The 17,352-nt window shown below is 49.8% G+C and carries 13 protein-coding genes; 6 read left to right on the top strand and 7 right to left on the bottom strand.

Translation table 11 applies throughout. The annotated features are described in order from the left end of the window. Together tatA and H6F51_14505 are read left to right on the top strand one after the other, a co-directional pair. The gene (gene tatA / locus H6F51_14510; protein MBD1823696.1) at nucleotides 1-174 is read left to right on the top strand and encodes a twin-arginine translocase TatA/TatE family subunit; all 174 of its coding nucleotides are present in this window, start codon (nucleotides 1-3) and stop codon (nucleotides 172-174) included. Nucleotides 175-403: 229 nt separating this feature from the next. Then, a complete protein-coding gene (locus tag H6F51_14505) occupies nucleotides 404-2,848 on the top strand; it encodes an ATP-dependent Clp protease ATP-binding subunit (protein ID MBD1823695.1) in 2,445 nt (814 codons plus the stop codon). A 65-nt stretch (nucleotides 2,849-2,913) separates the two neighbouring features. On the opposite strand, the gene H6F51_14500 is transcribed toward H6F51_14505, so the two are convergent. Together H6F51_14500 and H6F51_14495 are read right to left on the bottom strand one after the other, a co-directional pair. After that, nucleotides 2,914-3,972: a hypothetical protein gene (locus tag H6F51_14500; GenBank protein MBD1823694.1), complete on the bottom strand. Its 1,059-nt coding sequence runs from the start codon at nucleotides 3,970-3,972 to the stop codon at nucleotides 2,914-2,916. Between the two features lie 192 nt (nucleotides 3,973-4,164). Continuing rightward, nucleotides 4,165-5,124 carry an aminotransferase class IV gene (locus H6F51_14495; GenBank protein MBD1823693.1) on the bottom strand — a complete coding sequence of 320 codons (960 nt, stop codon included), beginning with the start codon at nucleotides 5,122-5,124 and terminating at the stop codon, nucleotides 4,165-4,167. 246 nt (nucleotides 5,125-5,370) lie between these two features. Here H6F51_14495 and H6F51_14490 point away from each other — a divergent pair, with 246 nt between their 5' ends. Then, complete coding sequence (locus tag H6F51_14490; GenBank protein MBD1823692.1) at nucleotides 5,371-7,002, top strand: hypothetical protein; 1,632 nt, start codon at nucleotides 5,371-5,373, stop codon at nucleotides 7,000-7,002. Here H6F51_14490 and H6F51_14485 read toward each other — a convergent pair. Both H6F51_14485 and H6F51_14480 read right to left on the bottom strand, forming a co-directional pair. Next, on the bottom strand, nucleotides 6,999-8,810 hold the full coding sequence (locus H6F51_14485; GenBank protein ID MBD1823691.1) for an aspartate kinase: 1,812 nt from the start codon (nucleotides 8,808-8,810) through the stop codon (nucleotides 6,999-7,001). The two genes, H6F51_14490 and H6F51_14485, sit on opposite strands and share 4 nt — an antisense overlap. Nucleotides 8,811-8,865: 55 nt before the next feature. Further along, nucleotides 8,866-10,092: an alpha/beta fold hydrolase gene (locus tag H6F51_14480; protein ID MBD1823690.1), complete on the bottom strand. Its 1,227-nt coding sequence runs from the start codon at nucleotides 10,090-10,092 to the stop codon at nucleotides 8,866-8,868. Between the two features lie 202 nt (nucleotides 10,093-10,294). Between H6F51_14480 and H6F51_14475 the strand changes: the two genes are divergently transcribed. The 3 genes from H6F51_14475 to H6F51_14465 all read left to right on the top strand — a co-directional run bounded on the left by H6F51_14475 (nucleotide 10,295) and on the right by H6F51_14465 (nucleotide 12,160). Beyond that, nucleotides 10,295-10,492 (top strand): hypothetical protein, encoded by a 198-nt coding sequence (locus H6F51_14475; GenBank protein MBD1823689.1) that lies wholly within the window; start codon nucleotides 10,295-10,297, stop codon nucleotides 10,490-10,492. Nucleotides 10,493-10,520: 28 nt separating this feature from the next. After that, the gene (locus tag H6F51_14470; GenBank protein ID MBD1823688.1) at nucleotides 10,521-11,696 is read left to right on the top strand and encodes a hypothetical protein; all 1,176 of its coding nucleotides are present in this window, start codon (nucleotides 10,521-10,523) and stop codon (nucleotides 11,694-11,696) included. A 74-nt stretch (nucleotides 11,697-11,770) separates the two neighbouring features. Further along, nucleotides 11,771-12,160 (top strand): DUF2267 domain-containing protein, encoded by a 390-nt coding sequence (locus tag H6F51_14465; GenBank protein ID MBD1823687.1) that lies wholly within the window; start codon nucleotides 11,771-11,773, stop codon nucleotides 12,158-12,160. A gap of 103 nt (nucleotides 12,161-12,263) precedes the next feature. Here H6F51_14465 and H6F51_14460 read toward each other — a convergent pair whose 3' ends face one another. From H6F51_14460 to H6F51_14450, 3 genes are all read right to left on the bottom strand, one after another. Next, the gene (locus H6F51_14460) at nucleotides 12,264-15,962 is read right to left on the bottom strand and encodes a hydantoinase B/oxoprolinase family protein (protein MBD1823686.1); all 3,699 of its coding nucleotides are present in this window, start codon (nucleotides 15,960-15,962) and stop codon (nucleotides 12,264-12,266) included. A 360-nt stretch (nucleotides 15,963-16,322) separates the two neighbouring features. Next, the gene (locus H6F51_14455) at nucleotides 16,323-16,883 is read right to left on the bottom strand and encodes an NYN domain-containing protein (protein ID MBD1823685.1); all 561 of its coding nucleotides are present in this window, start codon (nucleotides 16,881-16,883) and stop codon (nucleotides 16,323-16,325) included. A gap of 144 nt (nucleotides 16,884-17,027) precedes the next feature. Next, complete coding sequence (locus H6F51_14450; protein ID MBD1823684.1) at nucleotides 17,028-17,312, bottom strand: Mo-dependent nitrogenase C-terminal domain-containing protein; 285 nt, start codon at nucleotides 17,310-17,312, stop codon at nucleotides 17,028-17,030. Nucleotides 17,313-17,352 lie beyond the last annotated feature (40 nt).

Genomic DNA, 17,352 nt, shown 5'->3' with positions numbered 1-17,352 from the left:
ATGTTTAACTTGGGCTGGGTCGAAATCGGAGTCATCTGCGCCGTTGCCCTACTGATTTTTGGCCCAAAGAAAATTCCTGAACTGGGTGGAACGTTTGGTAAAACCCTTCGTAACTTCAAAGAAGGCTTGACTAAACCCGAAGAAACCGACATCTCCGAAGACGATCGCGCCTGAAAGCGAGAAGAGAAATCATCTTTTCTACTCGCTCCTCTCCGTCTCTCGACCTAGTACGGTTGTCTCTGCTTTTTGACGGTTATCCTCCCTCGCTGCGATCGAGATTCCCCCGCTAGAGTGGGTGAAAGAACTACAGGAAAGTTTACAACTAACTTAGTTCGTAGCTCTCTGTTGCTGCACAACCCTTTACAAGGCGACAGCACAGACCTCGCATAGTGGAGAAAGCCCGATGTTTGAATACTTCACCGATCAGGCGATTGAGACCATCATGTTTGCTCAGGAAGAAGCCCGTCGGCTTCGGCAAAACGCCGTGGGAACAGAAGCGATTTTGCTGGGCTTGCTCAGACAAGATGACACGATCGCAGCATTGGTTTTAAATAAGCTGGGAGCCGCACTCGAAGCTGGGCGCTCAGAAGTGGAAAAAATTGTCGGTCGCGGATCTGGCTCGTCGTTTGGAGAACTTCCCTTTACGCCCAAAACGCGCCAAATTCTTGAACGTGCGCTGCAACAAGCCCAGATGATGGGAATGCGCTATGTGCGATCAGAGCATATTCTGTTGTCCTTGATCGACGATAACCAGGGTGTCGCGATCAAGGTACTGAAGCAGTTGAACTTGAATCTAGACGAGATTCGCGCTGAAGTCGATCTCGCTCAAACTGAACTTGTCGGTGCAACGAAGCCCGCCGCTCCCCGCAAAGCGGCATCTTCTAATAAAACGCCTGCGCTGAATGAGTTTGGCACCGATCTGACGCAAAGAGCCGCAGAAGGTAAGCTCGATCCGATGATCGGACGGCAAAAAGAACTCGATCGCGTAATTCAAATCCTGGGTCGCCGCTCGAAGAACAATCCTGTTTTAGTGGGTGAACCTGGAGTCGGTAAGACCGCGATCGCCGAAGGATTAGCTCAACGCATTTATGATCAAGCGGTTCCCGACTTGCTGCAAGGTAAGCAAGTGGTGCAGCTTGATATGGGTTCATTGTTGGCAGGAACGCGCTTCCGGGGTGAGTTTGAGGAACGAATGAAGCAGATCCTCGATGAAGTGCAGCAGTCCGGCAACATTATTTTGGTGATCGATGAAATTCATACGCTAGTGGGTGCAGGCTCGACCGGCGGCGGAATGGATGCTGCAAACTTGATGAAGCCCGCTCTAGCACGGGGCGCACTCCAATGTATCGGTGCGACGACGCTGGATGAATATCGCCAGCATATTGAGAAAGATGCAGCGCTAGAACGGCGATTCCAGCCTGTCATGGTGGGAGAACCGACGGTCGAAGAAACGATCGACATCTTGCGCGGATTGCGCGAGCGTTACGAACAGCACCATCAATTGCAAATCGAAGATGCAGCGGTCGAAGCGGCAGCGAAGCTAGCCGATCGCTATATTACCGATCGATTCATGCCGGATAAAGCGATCGACTTAATCGACGAAGCAGGTTCTTTGGTGCGGTTGCGGAATACTAATCCAGCATTAAAAGCGCTGAAGAAAGAACTGCGGCAGGTTCAGAAAGAAAAGCAAGCGACCGTAGCGGCTCAGGACTTTGATAAAGCGGGTCAATTGCGCGATCGAGAAATCGAACTCGAACGGCAATTAGCGACAGATGTTCCGACCTCTGAGCTTCCGACTGTGACTGAAGAGGATATCGCGCAGGTGATTTCTTCCTGGATGAACATTCCGGTGAGCAAGCTGACTGAATCTGAATCTGCGATGTTGTTGCACTTAGATGAAGTGCTGCATCAGCGAGTAATTGGACAAGATGAAGCCGTGACTGCCGTAGCGAGAGCCGTGAAGCGATCGCGGGTTGGGCTGCAAGATCCGAATCGTCCGATCGCGTCGTTTATTTTCTCAGGGCCTACCGGAGTCGGTAAAACGGAACTTGCGAAAGCCCTAGCAGCAGCGGTATTTGGTTCTGAAGATGCGATGATTCGCCTCGATATGTCTGAGTACATGGAATCGCACACGGTTTCTAAGCTGATCGGTTCGCCTCCTGGATATATCGGGTATGACGAAGGTGGACAACTGACTGAAGCCGTTCGCCGTAATCCGTACACGGTGATTCTGTTCGATGAAGTCGAAAAAGCTCACCCGGATGTGTTCAACATGATGCTGCAACTTTTAGATGATGGGCGGCTCACGGATGCTAAAGGTCGTACTGTCAGCTTCAAGAACACGCTCGTGATTATGACCTCGAACTTAGGCTCGAAAGTGATCGAGAAAGGTGGCAGTGGCTTAGGCTTTGAGTTTAGTGGCGGTTCGGCTGAGTCAGCGCAGTACAATCGCATCCGCACTTTAGTCAACGACGAGTTGAAGCAATATTTCCGACCGGAGTTTCTCAACCGTGTCGATGAGATTATTGTCTTCCGTCAGTTGACTCGCAGCGAAGTGGTTCAGATTGCCGACTTGATGATTCAAGAAGCTGCAGTCCGAATTGCAGAGCAAGGCATTACTCTCGAAGTCAGCGATCTCTTCAAGGAGCGCGTCGTGGTAGACGGTTACAACCCCAGCTATGGCGCGCGCCCGTTGCGTCGTGCAATCTCTAGGTTGCTTGAAGATAGTTTGGCGGAAGCCTTCTTAGCGGGACAAATTCAATCGGGAGATACCGCGATCGCGGATGTCGATGAAGATCAGCAAGTGGTTATTCGTCGTGCAGAAGTACCTGTGACGATCGCCGCGTAGACTGTTCAATCTAATTTTTCATTCAGCCTTTGCAACTCTGCAAAGGCTTTTTTCATGAGACTTTTTCATAAAGACAGTGGGAGTGTCACCGTGAAGGTACTGCCGACCGTCGGTGTGCTCTCAACGGTGACGCTGCCTCTAGCGGCTGACACCAATTGATGCACGATCGCCAATCCCATACCTGTCCCTGGAATCTCTTTAACATTTGATCCACGGTACAGGGGGGTAAAAATTAGCGCTCGATCGGCTTCCGAAATTCCAATCCCGCGATCCTGAACTTGGAAGATCACATGATTAGTATTGCGAGTCAGGCTTAAATAGATCGGGCTACTGTCCTGTGAATATTTCACTGCATTGGTCAGTAAATTGCTAAGAATCTGTCGTAGCGTCATTTCATCAAACTCGATCATTGGGTGAGCAGATAGACAAACAAAATCAATGTTTGCATTACTGTATAGCTGCTCAATCTCAGCAATTAAGTCTTGGCAAAATTCACCTAAATCAATCCAAACGGGTTCCCAAGACAGTTTTCCAGCCTGACAACGGCAAACCAGCGAAGTACGATCGAGCAGCTCAGCGATATGTTGTACCGAGTTTCGCGCCAGGGCTAAGTGATCGAGCTTTTGCAGCGATTGGGGCGACTGTTCTGCTTGTTCCATTAGCTCGATCCAATCTAAGGTAATTAGCAGGGAGCTAAGCGGATCGCGGAGTTCATGTTCAACGGTATGCAAAAGCTCGATTTGTTTCTGGTTGTCGCTTAACTGCTGGGCTAACTGGGTTTGGATGCGGTGGTGACGCAAGTTTGCGCGAATCGCTGCGTCGAGCAGGTTCTCTTGATAGGGATAAGCCAGACAGGGCAGATCGATCGGAATTTCAAACGGCTGGCTTTCTGCGTTGAAGCAAATGATAGGTAGATCAGCCGCTTCGATCGTGCCAACTGTTTCACTCTCAACTTTTTGCTTTTCTAGCAACACCAGATCTGGTTGCTCAGCATCGATCACATCCTGTAAGGTCAACGATTTGGATGCAACGATAGTTTTATATCCCAAGCGCTGCAAACGATATTTGAGATCAAGCGTAATCCAGGGTTCTTCTGCAATAATCAGAACTTTTGCGATCGACATGCCATCTGAGTCCTAATGATCGGCTTAAATCCGTCTAGCTGACTCAGCATACAAAAAAAACGTGCCTCTAATTCGTTGAATGATGCTAATTCTGCTGTCCAACTGATTTATAAAAGTGCTGGAGGAAGAAAGGGCGTAAATTTTGCCCTATCCCCCTACTTTCACACTGGACTCAGGAAACTGCTATCAATCTCACGCTGCACCTGTGCATTCGATCGACGCAAATGCAGTTTTACGCTGAGCTGGAACAAATGAAAAATCAACCGCAGGGTGCGGATCGATTCCTAAAGCTGCATCGAAAAAGCGATCGCTAATCGCATTGATAATCGGAGTTTCGCCGTACTGAGTCGTTTCAATCGAGCGAACAGGGGTGATTTCTGCCAGCGTTCCCGCCAGCGCAACTTCATCCGCAATCAAAAGCTCGGTGCGCTCGATCGGGCGACGCTCAAACGGAATTCCCATCGATTTACACAGGCTTTCAATGATGTCAACCGTGATACTTTCCAGCGCTCCTTCCCAAGTGGGTGGCGTGAAGACTTTACCATCCCGTACCACTAATACGCAGGTCTGCGTAGTTTCCGCAACTCGTCCAGCTTGGTTGAGAATAATCATGTCCGAGTAACCCCGATCGCGTCCTTCGATCTTCACCAAGCGAGCAACTTGATAGTTCGTGCTGGTCTTGACGCGACAAGGCAGCGCTAAATCGGTGCCGCGTTTCCATGGAGTCACACCGAGATCGATCGGATCGGGGCGCTTCGTTGGGGTGTGGTAGGCAGTCAGAACTAGGTTGCTCGTGCTACCTTCTCCCCAGAAACCTTCATCTCCGTAGAGAGTGGAGCGAATCCACATATTGCGATCGCGCTGATAGAGAAGTTTCACCAAATCGTGATGTGCTTTCTCAAATTCCTCATAGTTCATGTCGAACGGGATGTAGAGGATTTTTGCCGATCGACGCAAGCGCTCGTAATGTCGCCGCATGGCCACAATTCCAAACCGTCCGTCGGGTTGCCAATAGCCTTTTAGACCTTCAAAGACATTTAGACCGCGTAACACTGCTTCACTAGAGATGTGAAAATTTGCGTCTTCCCAACGGGAAATTTTCCCGCCAAAGTATACGTATTCTGGTTTCTGGAGTTGGGTAATGCCAGCCATAAAGTTAAAAAATTAAGAAAGGGATTACGGGTAGAGCGTCATCGCCAAAGGCAGCGCTCCATCCTTTTATCGGTAAAAACCGAACCCTTGTCAGCAATTGTACGGAGAACTTTATTAAAACCTCTTATGAAGCTTTGATGCTTAAACCTCTCTTCAAAACTTTAGGTGCTTAATTTATCCGGTGATCTGAATAATTGTGGGTTGATCGTCCAGTATTGTGAGGAGGGCAATACAGGGTAACGCGGCATGAAGGCTCAAGGTTCTCGCAAAAATCTTTCGGTTCTCTGGCTGTATTTGAGCTGGGGAATTGCGGTATTTTATGCGGGATTGGCGATGCGGGAAGCATTTTCAGCCCCGATCGTCATTCAAGATGATGTGCGGGTTTACTTGATTTGGATGCAGCGATTTGTCGATCCGGAAGTGTTTCCGAAGGATTGGATGGCAAAGTATTTTCATTCCGTCACCCCTTGGGGATTGGGGATGCTGTATTGGATCGGGACGCAGCTTGGACTTGCACCTGTGTTGATGAGTAAATTGCTGCCTGCGGGGTTGAGTTTGCTGCTGGTGTGGTACGGCTATCGGTTGACGCTGGCATTATTTCCCGTGCCGATCGCTGGATTTTTCAGCAGTGTGATTTTGTTGCAAAGTTGTTGGCAGCGCGATGATTTGGCTTCGGCTTCGCCGCGATCGTTTTGGGCGCTGTTGCTGACTGCGTTTCTGTACTATTTTGTCAAACGTGCTTGGCTTGCGATGGCACTTTGTGTTGCAGTCATGGGATTAGTCTGTCCGCTGGCGGCGGTGTTGATCGGGCTGTGGCTTGGGGTGCGCGGGGCGTGGGGATTGTTGAAGCGACGATCGGAGCGGATGGAATGGATCATTTTAGGAGTGACGATCGCGCTGTTGTTGCCGTATGTGTTGAGTCAGTCGGAGTTTGCACCGACTGTGAATGCGGCTCAGGCACGATTGATGCCAGAATTTCAGCCTGGAGGACGGTTGCCGTTTTTTCATCCGAATCCGCTGCGGTTCTGGTTTGATGGCACCGATAGCGGATTCCAGATTTCGTTTAATCCGCCGCTGATTGGACTGGGGTTAGTGTTGCCATTGCTGGTACGTTATCGCGATCGCTTTTCCCAATTGCAAGCGTTAAAGCCGGATTGGATTTTGTTGCCGCAGCTTGCAGGCACCGGATTGATCGGGTTTTTCCTGGCTCATGCCCTGTTTGTGAAGCTGCATTTTCCTAGTCGTTACACGACGCATAGCTGGCGAATTGCGATGGCGATCGCGGCGGGAATTGTGATTGCGATCGGTCTTCAGCGCTTGAGGTCTTGGCGAATTGGAGTGCTGATTGTTCTTAGTGGTGCGATGCTGCTCTATCCGCATTTGGCTTGGCGCGATTTTCCCAATACAGGCTATGTCGCTGGTAAGCACCCAGCATTGTATGAGTTTCTCAAGACAACTCCGAAATCGACGCTAACGGCTTATCTCGGTGAAGATGGTAATAATTTACCGATGATGTCTTTACGATCGACGCTCACTGCACAAGAGTATGCGGTTCCGTTTCATTTGGGCTACTACTTGCCGATGAGAAAACGGGCGATCGACTTAATCGAGGCTCAATATAGTGAAAGCTTAGAACCTGCCAAACAGTTGATTCAACAATACAAACTCACACATTGGTTACTCGATGCCAATGCGTTTGCACCCGATTATTTGAGAAGTTATCGCTGGTTTCGATTGTTTGAGCCGAATGTCAGCAGTGCGATCGCCACATTAAAGGCAGGTCGAGTTCCGGCGATGCAGAACATTATTGGGAAATGTGCGATCGCATCTCCCAATAATGTGACTGTGCTAGATACCGCTTGCATTCTAAAGAACTAAGCAGACACCTGAATCCGCTCGGTTCCCGCCAAGTCAAATGCTGCGTGAATCGCTTGCAGTGCCATCACACCTTGATCTTCTGCCACAACACAACTGACTTTAATCTCAGAGGTTGCAATCATCTGAATGTTAATTTTGTGCTGATAAAGCGATTCAAACATTCGCGCCGCGATTCCCGGTTGTCCCACCATGCCTGAACCCACAATGCTGACTTTGGCGATCGCGCTATCGACCACGACTTCCCCATACCCAATCTCCGATCGCGCGGCTTCCAGCGCTTGTCTTGCATTCTCCGCGTCCATTTGCGCCACAGTAAACGCAATATCCCGCGTCATCACGCCATCAATCATGCGGCATCGCTGCGACTGAATAATCATGTCAACGCTGATATTTTGCCCTGCCAGCAGTTGGAAGATCTTCGCTGCCATACCGGGACGATCGGGAATGTGGCGAACGGCGACCTGTGCTTGCTTCAGATCGAGCGCCACGCCTCGGACTGCAGCGGAATTGGGCACGATCGCAACAGGCGATTTGATTCCCGATTGTGAGATCTCGAAGACTTTGCAAAGTGCAGAGATCGCGCGATCGCAATCCGCCTCATCAACCACACAACTGACTTTGACCTCAGAGGTTGAGATCATCTGAATGTTGATGCCTGCATCCGCTAAAGTTGAGAACATCTGCGCGGCAACACCCGGACGACCGATCATGCCTGCACCCGCGATCGTCACTTTCGCGATCTTTTGCTGAATCATCACGTCCGGAGCGAGTTCCGCTGAGAGCGAATATCCTGCGGTTAATGCTGGAATGATTGCATTGGCAACGGCTTCGGCACGAGTGAGAGAATTTTTGACAACCGTGAAAGCAATATCATTAGAATTGCCTTCGTGAATCGATTGAATAATCAGATCAACATCGAGTTTCTGACTGGAAATTTCACCGAATAATTTTGCTGCCACACCCGGACGATCGGGAACCCGCAGCAGAGCCACCTTCGCTTGATCCGTATCGAATTCAACCGCATCCACCGGACGCGCAATTTCCAAGCCTTCGAGCGATCGCGATTGCGGTTGCGGAGAGCGTACCCAAGTGCCCGGATCATCTGTCCAACTCGATCGCACCACCAGCGGCATTCCATAGTTTCGCGCAATCTCAACGGCACGAGGATGCAGCACTTTCGCGCCTAAGCTAGCAAGCTCTAGCATTTCATCACAAGTAATTTCGCTCATCAGTTGAGCATCTTCGACCAAGCGCGGATCAGCCGTCAGAATACCGGGAACATCTGTGTAAATTTCGCAGAAATCTGCCTTTAATGCTGCCGCTAACGCCACCGCAGAAGTATCCGACCCGCCGCGTCCGAGGGTTGTAATCTCCCAGTTTTCGGTGCTGCTGATGCCTTGGAATCCAGCAACGACCACGACTTCTCCGCGTTGTAAATGGCGCTCGATGCGATCGGTTTCAATTTTCAGAATGCGGGCGCGGGTGTGGTGCGCTTCGGTGAGAATCCCAACTTGAGCGCCGGTCATCGAAATCGCCGGCTGTCCGGCTTCTTGGAGTGCCATACTCAGCAGCGCGATCGACACTTGTTCTCCGGTCGATAACAGCATATCCATCTCGCGACGGTTCGGCATTGCCGAGATTTCAGTTGCCAATTTCACTAAGCCGTCTGTGGTTTTTCCCATTGCCGAAACGACCACAACCACAGAATTGCCAGCTTCAACCGTTTTTTTGACTCGTTGTGCAACTGCTTGAATCCGTTCGACCGTTCCGACCGATGTTCCCCCATATTTCTGAACAATTAACGCCATTTCCCCACTCCCAAAGGTTCCACTGAACCAAGTAATCAGTTTGATTTTATCGTGCCTAAGCTCCGTGAATCAGGATTTTTGTGCGGGGGGCTGGATTGATAATTTCGCTTTGAATCCAATTCACTAATTCAGCATTGACGCGCTCTGGGCATTCATCATGGGCGCAGTGTCCCGCATTGTCTAATTCAACAAGCTGCAAGTTGGGATTGTATTTAAGGAATTGACGCGCAGAAGCAGCCGGAATCATGCGGTCTTGTTTGCCCCACAAAAGTAGAACCGGAGTGCGAATGTTGCTGAGAATCGATCGCACACTCGGACTAAACTTGGGGTGCACCATTGCTTTGAGAATCGCACAGAAGGCGCGGGCTGAATCGCGTTCACGCGCTGGCTTCGTCAAGATTTCGAGCAGTTCATCGGTAATGGCTTCTTTGCCTGCATAAGCGACCGCGACCCAGCGACGAATCACTTGAGGATGACGCAGCACATGAAACAAGGGGTACAGCAGCCAAGAAGAAATGAAGATCGTTTGAAGGAACTGCACGATCGGGCGCATCACAGCCGGCATTGTTTCATGATGACTTGCGGTATCCGGCAAGCTAACCATTGCCACACCCCGCACCATTTCAGGATGTCTTGCGGCTGCAACGGAGCAAACCAGCGACCCGATCGAATTTCCCACTAAGATCACAGGCTTGCCTTGACCAATGCAAGAGCGCCAAAACTCATAAACCTGATCGACCCACAAATCGATCGAGTAGCGAATGTCAGGTTTATCCGACGCGCCGAATCCTAATAAATCCAAAGCGTAAACACTGTGATCCTTCGATAGCGCAGACATATTTTGCCGCCAATGCCCGATCGAGCCGCCAAAACCATGCACAAAGATCAGAGGGACTTGGCTTTTCGGATTCGGAAAAACGGTGTGATGCACTTTCCAGCCCCGCCACGGGAATGATTGCTGATAGCCGAATCGCTGTAATCGCTCAATGGTTGGGAGATCTGGAGCCGATGGAGGCTGCGAAAATACGGGCTGGAAGCGATCGTACAGCTTTAACGCCATCGTATCGGGATCGGGGCTGAGAATCAGCCAGCCAAATGCAAGAACACTCACCATAAAAATCTGCGCTAGATCAACGGCAGAAGGGAGACCGTTGATAAAGGCAGTGATGGTGCGATCAATGATTGCAAATAGCCAAGCTAGATTACCAAACTCCCACAGGTCTGTTTTGAACTGAGTTAAGAACGGATTCACGTGCTGGAGAAGGGTGCGCGGCTGAAACATGGAACTAGTCATCACTGTTCATCTCTAGGTTCCTCTACTATGCCGTGCGCCCAATGACCTACCCTCTGTAGTTGGGTTAGTCCCTCCGGCCCAAAAGGCGAATTCAGGATAGATACGAAACTTTACACTAACCCTTCTTCCGACAGATTTTGCTTCTCTAAACCTTAATTGAATAGAGGGATACACTATTTGCGAAAAAATCATGCCAGACTCTTTTAGCCATAGATCTAGCCCTACAAAAACCAATACGAACCAAAACGGTTTGATTGATTCAGATCCAGGCAATACACCCACAGAACCGGATTTCAGTCGGGATGATCAAGACGTGACTCCGGTAAATGAAGCGACATTCGAGCGCCCGCAAGAATCATCAACGGAAAAAGAACAGAAACAGTCCTAGCGAACATCGTTACTTTCTGGAGGCGTTTATGAGCATTTTAACCGTTGAACAAGTGAAGTCATTGATCGAGCGCCCAAAAAGCTGGTGTGTCTCGATTTATATGCCCACGATCGTCGCTGGGCCGGAAGTTCGACAAAATGAAATTCGGTTTAAGAACTTAGTTCGTCAAGCTGTTCAAGAGCTTCAAGAGACTGGGCTCAGTGAAGACGAGGCGAACGAGTTTTTGCGTCCGATGCTGGAAGCAATCAACAGTCAAGATGACTTTTGGGAGCAACAAGATCGCGGACTTGCAATCTTTGTCACAGATGGTTTTTTCCATTATTTCAAGGTGCCGCGTGAGTTGTTTGAATTAGTCGTCGTGACCGATCAGTTTCACCTGAAGCCGATTCTGCCGCTGCTGAATGGAGATGGTACGTTCTATATTTTGGAACTGAGCCAGAAGCGCGTCAAACTGTATGAGGGCGATCGCGATCATATTCGTGAAGTTCAGGTTCCGGACTTGCCTCAGAACATGGATGAATTACTTCAGTACGACGAAAGCCAAAAGGCAGGACAGTTTCGCATCGGGACAACCAGTGGCGCATCGAACTATAACAATTCGTCGGCTGGAACCGGAGTGTTTCATGGTCAAGGTTCACCAGATCGCGATGATGTCACCCGACGGTATCGGCAGTTCTTCTACGCGATCGATGCGGCGCTGCATGACTTCCTCAATCAAAAACGTGCGCCATTAGTTCTCGCCTGTGTTGAGTATCTAATGCCGATTTACCGGGAAGCCAATACTTTCCCGCATTTGATGGAAGAAGGCATTACCGGAAATGTCAAAGATGATCAACTTGGTGAACTACACGCGGAAGCTTGGAAAATTGTTGAACCCTTCTTTACCCAAGCGCAGGAGAAAGCCGTTAATGCTTATCACGAGTTATCAAACACTGACTTGAGTTCGACCAATCTCGAAGAAACGGTTCCTGCTGCCTACTATGGGCGCGTCGATCGCTTGTTTGTCGCGGTGGGTGTGCAAAAGTGGGGCAGATTCAATCCAAATACCAACGAAATCGAGGTTCACAAAGAAGCTCAACCTGAAGATGAAGATTTGCTTGATGCAGCAGCACTGCAAACCATCCTCAATGGTGGAACAGTGTATGCGGTTGCACCCGATGCAATGCCTGCACCTGCACCGATCGCGGCAGTGTTCCGCTACTAACTTCAGTCAAGATGTAGATTCATCTTTCTACATAGATACGAACATTAAGAACAGAAACTTTGGGAATTACAGCAATGAATTACGACCAGTTTATCAAAACCGTGAAAGAGACCGGGCACTTTAGCGATCGCGATAGTGCAATCAAAGCAACAAAAGCAACGCTCGAAACGATGTGCGAAAGACTGCTCGGTGATGAAGCTAGCAATCTTGCTGCACAACTCCCCGCAGAGTTAGCAGAATGCTTACGCGGACGGGAAGGACAGATGGGTGATAACTTCAAAATCGAGGAGTTCTATACTCGGATCTCGCAAAGAGCAGGGGTTGATGTGGAGGCTGCGGCAACTTCCGCAAGAACTGTCATGACTGTTCTCAGCCAAGCGGTCAGCCCTGGAGAGTTCGCAGATGTTCGGATTAACTTTGCGAAAGACTACGATGAACTGTTTGTTGAAGTTGCACAACGATAAGTAGACAAGCCTGGTTAAACATAAGATCACCGATCCACCTTCATCCTCACCCTCTCCCACAGGAGGGGGTGAGGATGAAGGTCTTCAGTTTAATTGCGTCTACCTACGGCTCTTGCAACATCGTGCCAAATCCACCGCCTCCAGGAGTTTCAATCACAAACACATCCCCTGGCTGCATCAACACTTCTGCCTTACTCTCTAGCAGTTCGACGGCACCATCTTGGCGCACGACAGAATTGCGCCCCGTTGCGCCGGGAGCACCTCCCGCCAGTCCAAACGGTGCCACCTTGCGATGCCCTGACAAGATCGCAGCAGTCATAGCTTCGCGGAACCGAATTCGGCGAATCGCTCCATTGCCGCCCCGATATTTGCCAGCTCCACCACTGTTAGACCGGATCGAAAACGTTTCAACAAACACCGGAAACCGCCACTCTAAGACTTCTGGATCGGTCAGCCGCGAGTTCGTCATGTGTGTCTGCACCGCATCGGTACCATCAAAGGTTGCCCCCGCACCAGAACCGCCACAGATAGTTTCGTAATACTGATGCTGCTCGTTGCCGAAGGTGAAGTTATTCATCGTGCCTTGAGAAGCTGCCATTACCCCCAGCGCCCCGTAAAGCGCATTCGCGATCGCCTGCGAAGTCTCTACATTACCTGCGACAACGGCTGCGGGCGGGCGAGGATTCAGCAGGCAACCCTCTGGAACAATGATGTCTAAAGGTTTGAGACAGCCTGCATTCAGGGGAATATCATCATCAACCAGCGTCCGAAATACATAGAGCACCACAGCTTTGCAGATCGCTAAGGGAGCATTAAGATTGGTCGATCGCTGGGAAGAAGTGCCTGTGAAATCAATGCAGGCAGAACGGGTCGTGGGGTCGATCGTAATCCTGACGCAAATCTTGCTGCCATCGTCCATTGCATAGGTGAAACTGCCTGGTTTTAGCGCATCGATTACTCGTCGCACCGATTCTTCTGCATTGGTTTGAATGTGCTGCATATAGGCTTGTACCGTCTCCAGTCCATAATGTTTGACCATGCGGCTTAGTTCCTGAGCGCCTCGTTCATTCGCGGCAATCTGGGCTTGGAGATCTGCTAAATTCTGCGCGGGATTGCGGGCGGGATAGTGACTAGCATTCAAACGCTCTAATAATGCGGCTTCTTGAAAGCGGCCTTGATTCACAATCTGAACATTGTCGAGCAAAATGCCTTCCTGGTCGATCGTTGTACTATGGGGTGGCATGGAACCTGGGGTAATGCCGCCGATATCGGCATGGTGTCCGCGTGATGCCACATAGAACATGGGCGTTGAACTACCAGCGATGAATACTGGCGTGATCACGGTGATGTCGGGTAAATGCGTGCCGCCGTTGTAAGGATTGTTGGACGCAAAGGCATCACCGGGCTTTAGCGTCTTGCCTCTCGCTCGAATGAGATTGCTGACACTTTCGCTCATTGAGCCGAGATGCACTGGAATGTGCGGAGCATTGGCAACGAGTTGTCCGTGCGGGTCGAAAATTGCGCAGGAAAAGTCGAGCCGTTCTTTGATGTTGACGGAGTAGCTCGTGTTTTGCAGAGTAATGCCCATTTCTTCCGCGATCGCTCGAACGAGATTGTTGAAAATTTCTAGCAGCGCCGGATCAGGAGTGGTGGCGGCAGGTGACGCTGCGGTTGATGTAGCCTTCACCGCTTCTGTTTTGCTTAAAATCAGATAGTTCTGTTGCGTCAGTTCGGCACACCATCCTGGCTCAATCACGTTAGTTCCCGTGGGTTCTAGGATCAAGGCGGCTCCGATGATGCGATCGCCGGGTCTGAGATCCTGACGGCGATAGATAGGAGTTTCATGCCAAGCGCCTTTAGTGTAAATTTGAACGGTTGCGACCGCGCTGAGGGGTTCTGTTCTGCCCAGGGGAAGGGTCGGTTCTGTCAGGGAGGGGGCTTGCGCGATCGCTTCAACCGAAACTGCTTCTACGATTAAGCCTTTATGCGGCATCGAAAACCCATAGCGTTGGTGGTAGATTTCCTCAAACTGAGTTCGCATTATCTCCGCTCGATCGAAATCTACAAGCAAAGTAGAGTCTGTGCCTGCGTATCGTAGGCGGACTTTGTGCAGGACCTGGATGCGATCGTCGGGAATGCCTTGAGCCGAGATTTCTGCTCGACTTTCTGCACTGAGTAAGGCGAGGGTTTGCGCTAATGTGGGAGTTTCCGCTGTGGTCAGCGGCGCTTCGATCGCCTTTTCTTTCAGCGTCCGCACCTCTGCTAACCCAATGCCATACGCCGACAATACTCCCGCAAACGGATGAATGAAGATCTTTGTCATTCCCAAGGCTTCAGCAATCAAGCAGGCGTGTTGCCCACCCGCGCCACCAAAACAACACAGCGTATATTGGGTGACATCATAGCCCCGCTGGACGGAAATCTTTTTGATTGCATTTGCCATCGTGTCGATCGCAATGTTGAGAAATCCCTCGGCAACTTGTTCATCGCTGCGGCTGTCTCCGGTTTTTGTCTGGATTTCGGCTTTGAGATCGGCGAATTTTTGCTCCACGATCGTGCGATCGAGGGGGAGATTGCTGCTTGCTCCAAATACCTGCGGAAAAAAGTCGGGCTGAATCTTCCCTAGACGCACATTGCAATCGGTCACAGTTAACGATCCACCTTTGCGGTAGCAAGCAGGGCCGGGGTGTGCGCCCGCAGATTCAGGTCCCACGCGATAGCGAGAACCATCAAATCGCAAGATCGATCCGCCCCCTGCTGCAACTGTGTGGATAGACATCATTGGTGCGCACAGTCGTACCCCTGCCACTTCGGTTTCAAAGGTGCGTTCATACTCGCCATTAAAGTGCGAGACATCTGTGGAAGTCCCTCCCATGTCAAAGCCGATAATTTTGTCAAATCCGGCAGCTAGGCTAGTTTTGACCGCTCCCACAATGCCACCCGCAGGCCCTGAGAGAATACTATCTTTGCCCCGAAAGCGTTGCGCTTCAGTTAGACCGCCATCGGATTTCATGAATTCTAGCTTCGTCCCGGATGGGTGCGGTTGTAATGCGGCTCTGACTTGATCGACATACCGCCGCAGAATCGGAGAGAGATAAGCATCGACAACAGTTGTCTCACCTCGACGAATTAGCTTCATCAAGGGACTCACTTCATGAGAGACCGAAACTTGCTCAAAGCCGACGCTGCGGGCAACCTCAGCGACTTGCTGTTCGTGTTGGGGGTAGCGGTAACCGTGCAGAAACGCGATCGCACAAGCTCTAAACCCATCGTTGTAAGCTTCCTGCAAGGCTGTGGTCAGTCGCATCACTTCTTGGGGCGCAATTGCAATGATCTCCTCGCCCTGAGCAGTGTAGCGCTCTTCCACTTCGATCACCCGTTTATACAGACGTTGCGATCGGACAATCTGACGGGCAAAAATCTTTGGACGGTTCTGATATCCAATAGAGAGCGCATCACCAAAGCCTTTGGTAATCAGGAGAAGGGTACGTTCTCCTTTGCGCTCTAGCAACGCATTGGTTGCTACCGTGGTTCCCATTTTCACCACTTCAACGGCTCCGGCTGGAATCGGTTGATCGCGTGCTAATCCCAAAATGTCTCGTATCCCTTGAATCACAGCGTCTTGATAATGTTCGGGTTGCTCTGACAGCAACTTGTAAATGACAATCCACTGTTGATTTGTGAGGGGAGTGATTTGGAAACGTTCAGGCTGTTGGGAGAGTCGATCGACGATTGACTGCTCCTCTGTAACTACGACTAAATCAGTGAACGTACCGCCTCTGTCTGCGAATACCTTTAACATAACTTCCCCGCCATCTGATAGAAATCATTTGCTTTGTTTCTCTATTGAGCAGCAGAATGCAATGGAATTCTACTGATGGCTATAAGCATTTCTTGAACGTTTATTGAGTTTCAAAAAGAGATTTGCCAAAGTGGGGCTTAGGGTGTAGATAAACCAAGGCTTCTAGGAGCTAGACTTGTGCCGATCTGAGATCGGATCAGTTAGAAGCAAATGCTTAGCAATGCACCGTCTTTAGAGGGTGTGATGGATGCGGTGTTCCTGGGACTGCATACGGGTGGATTGCTGCTTGTGGTTCGACTTCAGAAAACGGAGCGTCTTCTAGCACTACCGAAAGTCTAGATTGAGCAAGCACTTCTTGAATTACGTGGTTCTAGTAACACAGTCTGCATAGCCAGAAACAGTAGGCTTTTGAATGTTCTCCTTGATTGTGTCAAGATCAATGTAGGAATCAGCAACATTGATCAAGCTATCACTTGTCATTGAGCGTAAGCTGACGACAGCGACGCGAACACCTTTGTAAGCAATGGAATTGACAGCATAGGCTAAATCTCCATCACCGCTAACTAAAATGACAGTATCAACGTGAGCCGCCAAAGTTAACATATCTACCGCAATTTCGACATCCAAATTCGCTTTTTTGGAGCCATCTGGCAATTGAATCAGATCCTTTGTGATCACTCGGTAGCCATTACGACGCATCCAAAGCAAAAAGCCTTGTTGTTTTTCATTGGTACGATCGACCCCGGTGTAGAAAAAAGCTCGCAGCAGCCGAGAGTTCGTAGCTAGCTGACACAGTAGCTTTGAGTAGTCAATCTCAATCCCAAGCTGTAAAGCAGCATAAAATAAATTTGAACCGTCAACAAAGATCGCGACTCGACCGTGATCTAGACGAGCGTGATCTGATTCATAATTTTGTGGCATTTTAATCGATTTATTTTTGTTGCCATTTGTCAAATGCTCTGAGTAGCAAGGCTTTTTGAGAAGCGTTGCTGGAATTTCTTCGGGTGTATGTGTTGTTGGCATCAGGACCTCAGTTTTAGAGAGAACCCCTTCCCCACAATGGAGTTAGGAATAAAGCGTCACATCTTCGCCACAATGGTCTGCTAGATAGACTAAAGATTTAAAGCGAAGACTTACGATTTGATCGTAGAAAGGATTTAATTTACAAAGCGGTGGAATCCGAACAAGCGTGTAATCAAACAGTTTGATCTGCCGTTCAAACGGGCAACGAGCCGGAATCATTTTGCAGAGTGACCGTGCTGTTTGAGGATTAGAAATTTCGATCGACTCTAGCCGTTGTTGAATCGGGTAGAGGAGAGTGCTCAAGTGACGAATGATTAGGGAGTTCACGGTAGGTCAGGGAGTCAAGCCCTGGGAGAAACGATCGTCG

The organism is Cyanobacteria bacterium FACHB-DQ100, from assembly GCA_014695195.1.
Classification (GTDB): Bacteria; Cyanobacteriota; Cyanobacteriia; order Leptolyngbyales; family Leptolyngbyaceae; genus Leptolyngbya.
The sequence above is the reverse complement of the archived record's forward strand: the minus strand, read 5'-3'. Positions and strand labels throughout refer to the sequence as shown.

Excerpts from the sequence above, each read along its gene's own strand:
- H6F51_14465 (MBD1823687.1), top strand. The coding sequence starts at position 11,771 with ATGAATTACGACCAGTTTATCAAAACCGTGAAAGAGACCGGGCACTTT.
- H6F51_14500 (MBD1823694.1), bottom strand. The coding sequence starts at position 3,972 with ATGTCGATCGCAAAAGTTCTGATTATTGCAGAAGAACCCTGGATTACG.
- H6F51_14475 (MBD1823689.1), top strand. The coding sequence starts at position 10,295 with ATGCCAGACTCTTTTAGCCATAGATCTAGCCCTACAAAAACCAATACG.
- tatA (MBD1823696.1), top strand. The coding sequence starts at position 1 with ATGTTTAACTTGGGCTGGGTCGAAATCGGAGTCATCTGCGCCGTTGCC.
- H6F51_14505 (MBD1823695.1), top strand. The coding sequence starts at position 404 with ATGTTTGAATACTTCACCGATCAGGCGATTGAGACCATCATGTTTGCT.
- H6F51_14455 (MBD1823685.1), bottom strand. The coding sequence starts at position 16,883 with ATGCCACAAAATTATGAATCAGATCACGCTCGTCTAGATCACGGTCGA.
- H6F51_14485 (MBD1823691.1), bottom strand. The coding sequence starts at position 8,810 with ATGGCGTTAATTGTTCAGAAATATGGGGGAACATCGGTCGGAACGGTC.
- H6F51_14470 (MBD1823688.1), top strand. The coding sequence starts at position 10,521 with ATGAGCATTTTAACCGTTGAACAAGTGAAGTCATTGATCGAGCGCCCA.
- H6F51_14480 (MBD1823690.1), bottom strand. The coding sequence starts at position 10,092 with ATGTTTCAGCCGCGCACCCTTCTCCAGCACGTGAATCCGTTCTTAACT.
- H6F51_14495 (MBD1823693.1), bottom strand. The coding sequence starts at position 5,124 with ATGGCTGGCATTACCCAACTCCAGAAACCAGAATACGTATACTTTGGC.
- H6F51_14460 (MBD1823686.1), bottom strand. The coding sequence starts at position 15,962 with ATGTTAAAGGTATTCGCAGACAGAGGCGGTACGTTCACTGATTTAGTC.
- H6F51_14490 (MBD1823692.1), top strand. The coding sequence starts at position 5,371 with ATGAAGGCTCAAGGTTCTCGCAAAAATCTTTCGGTTCTCTGGCTGTAT.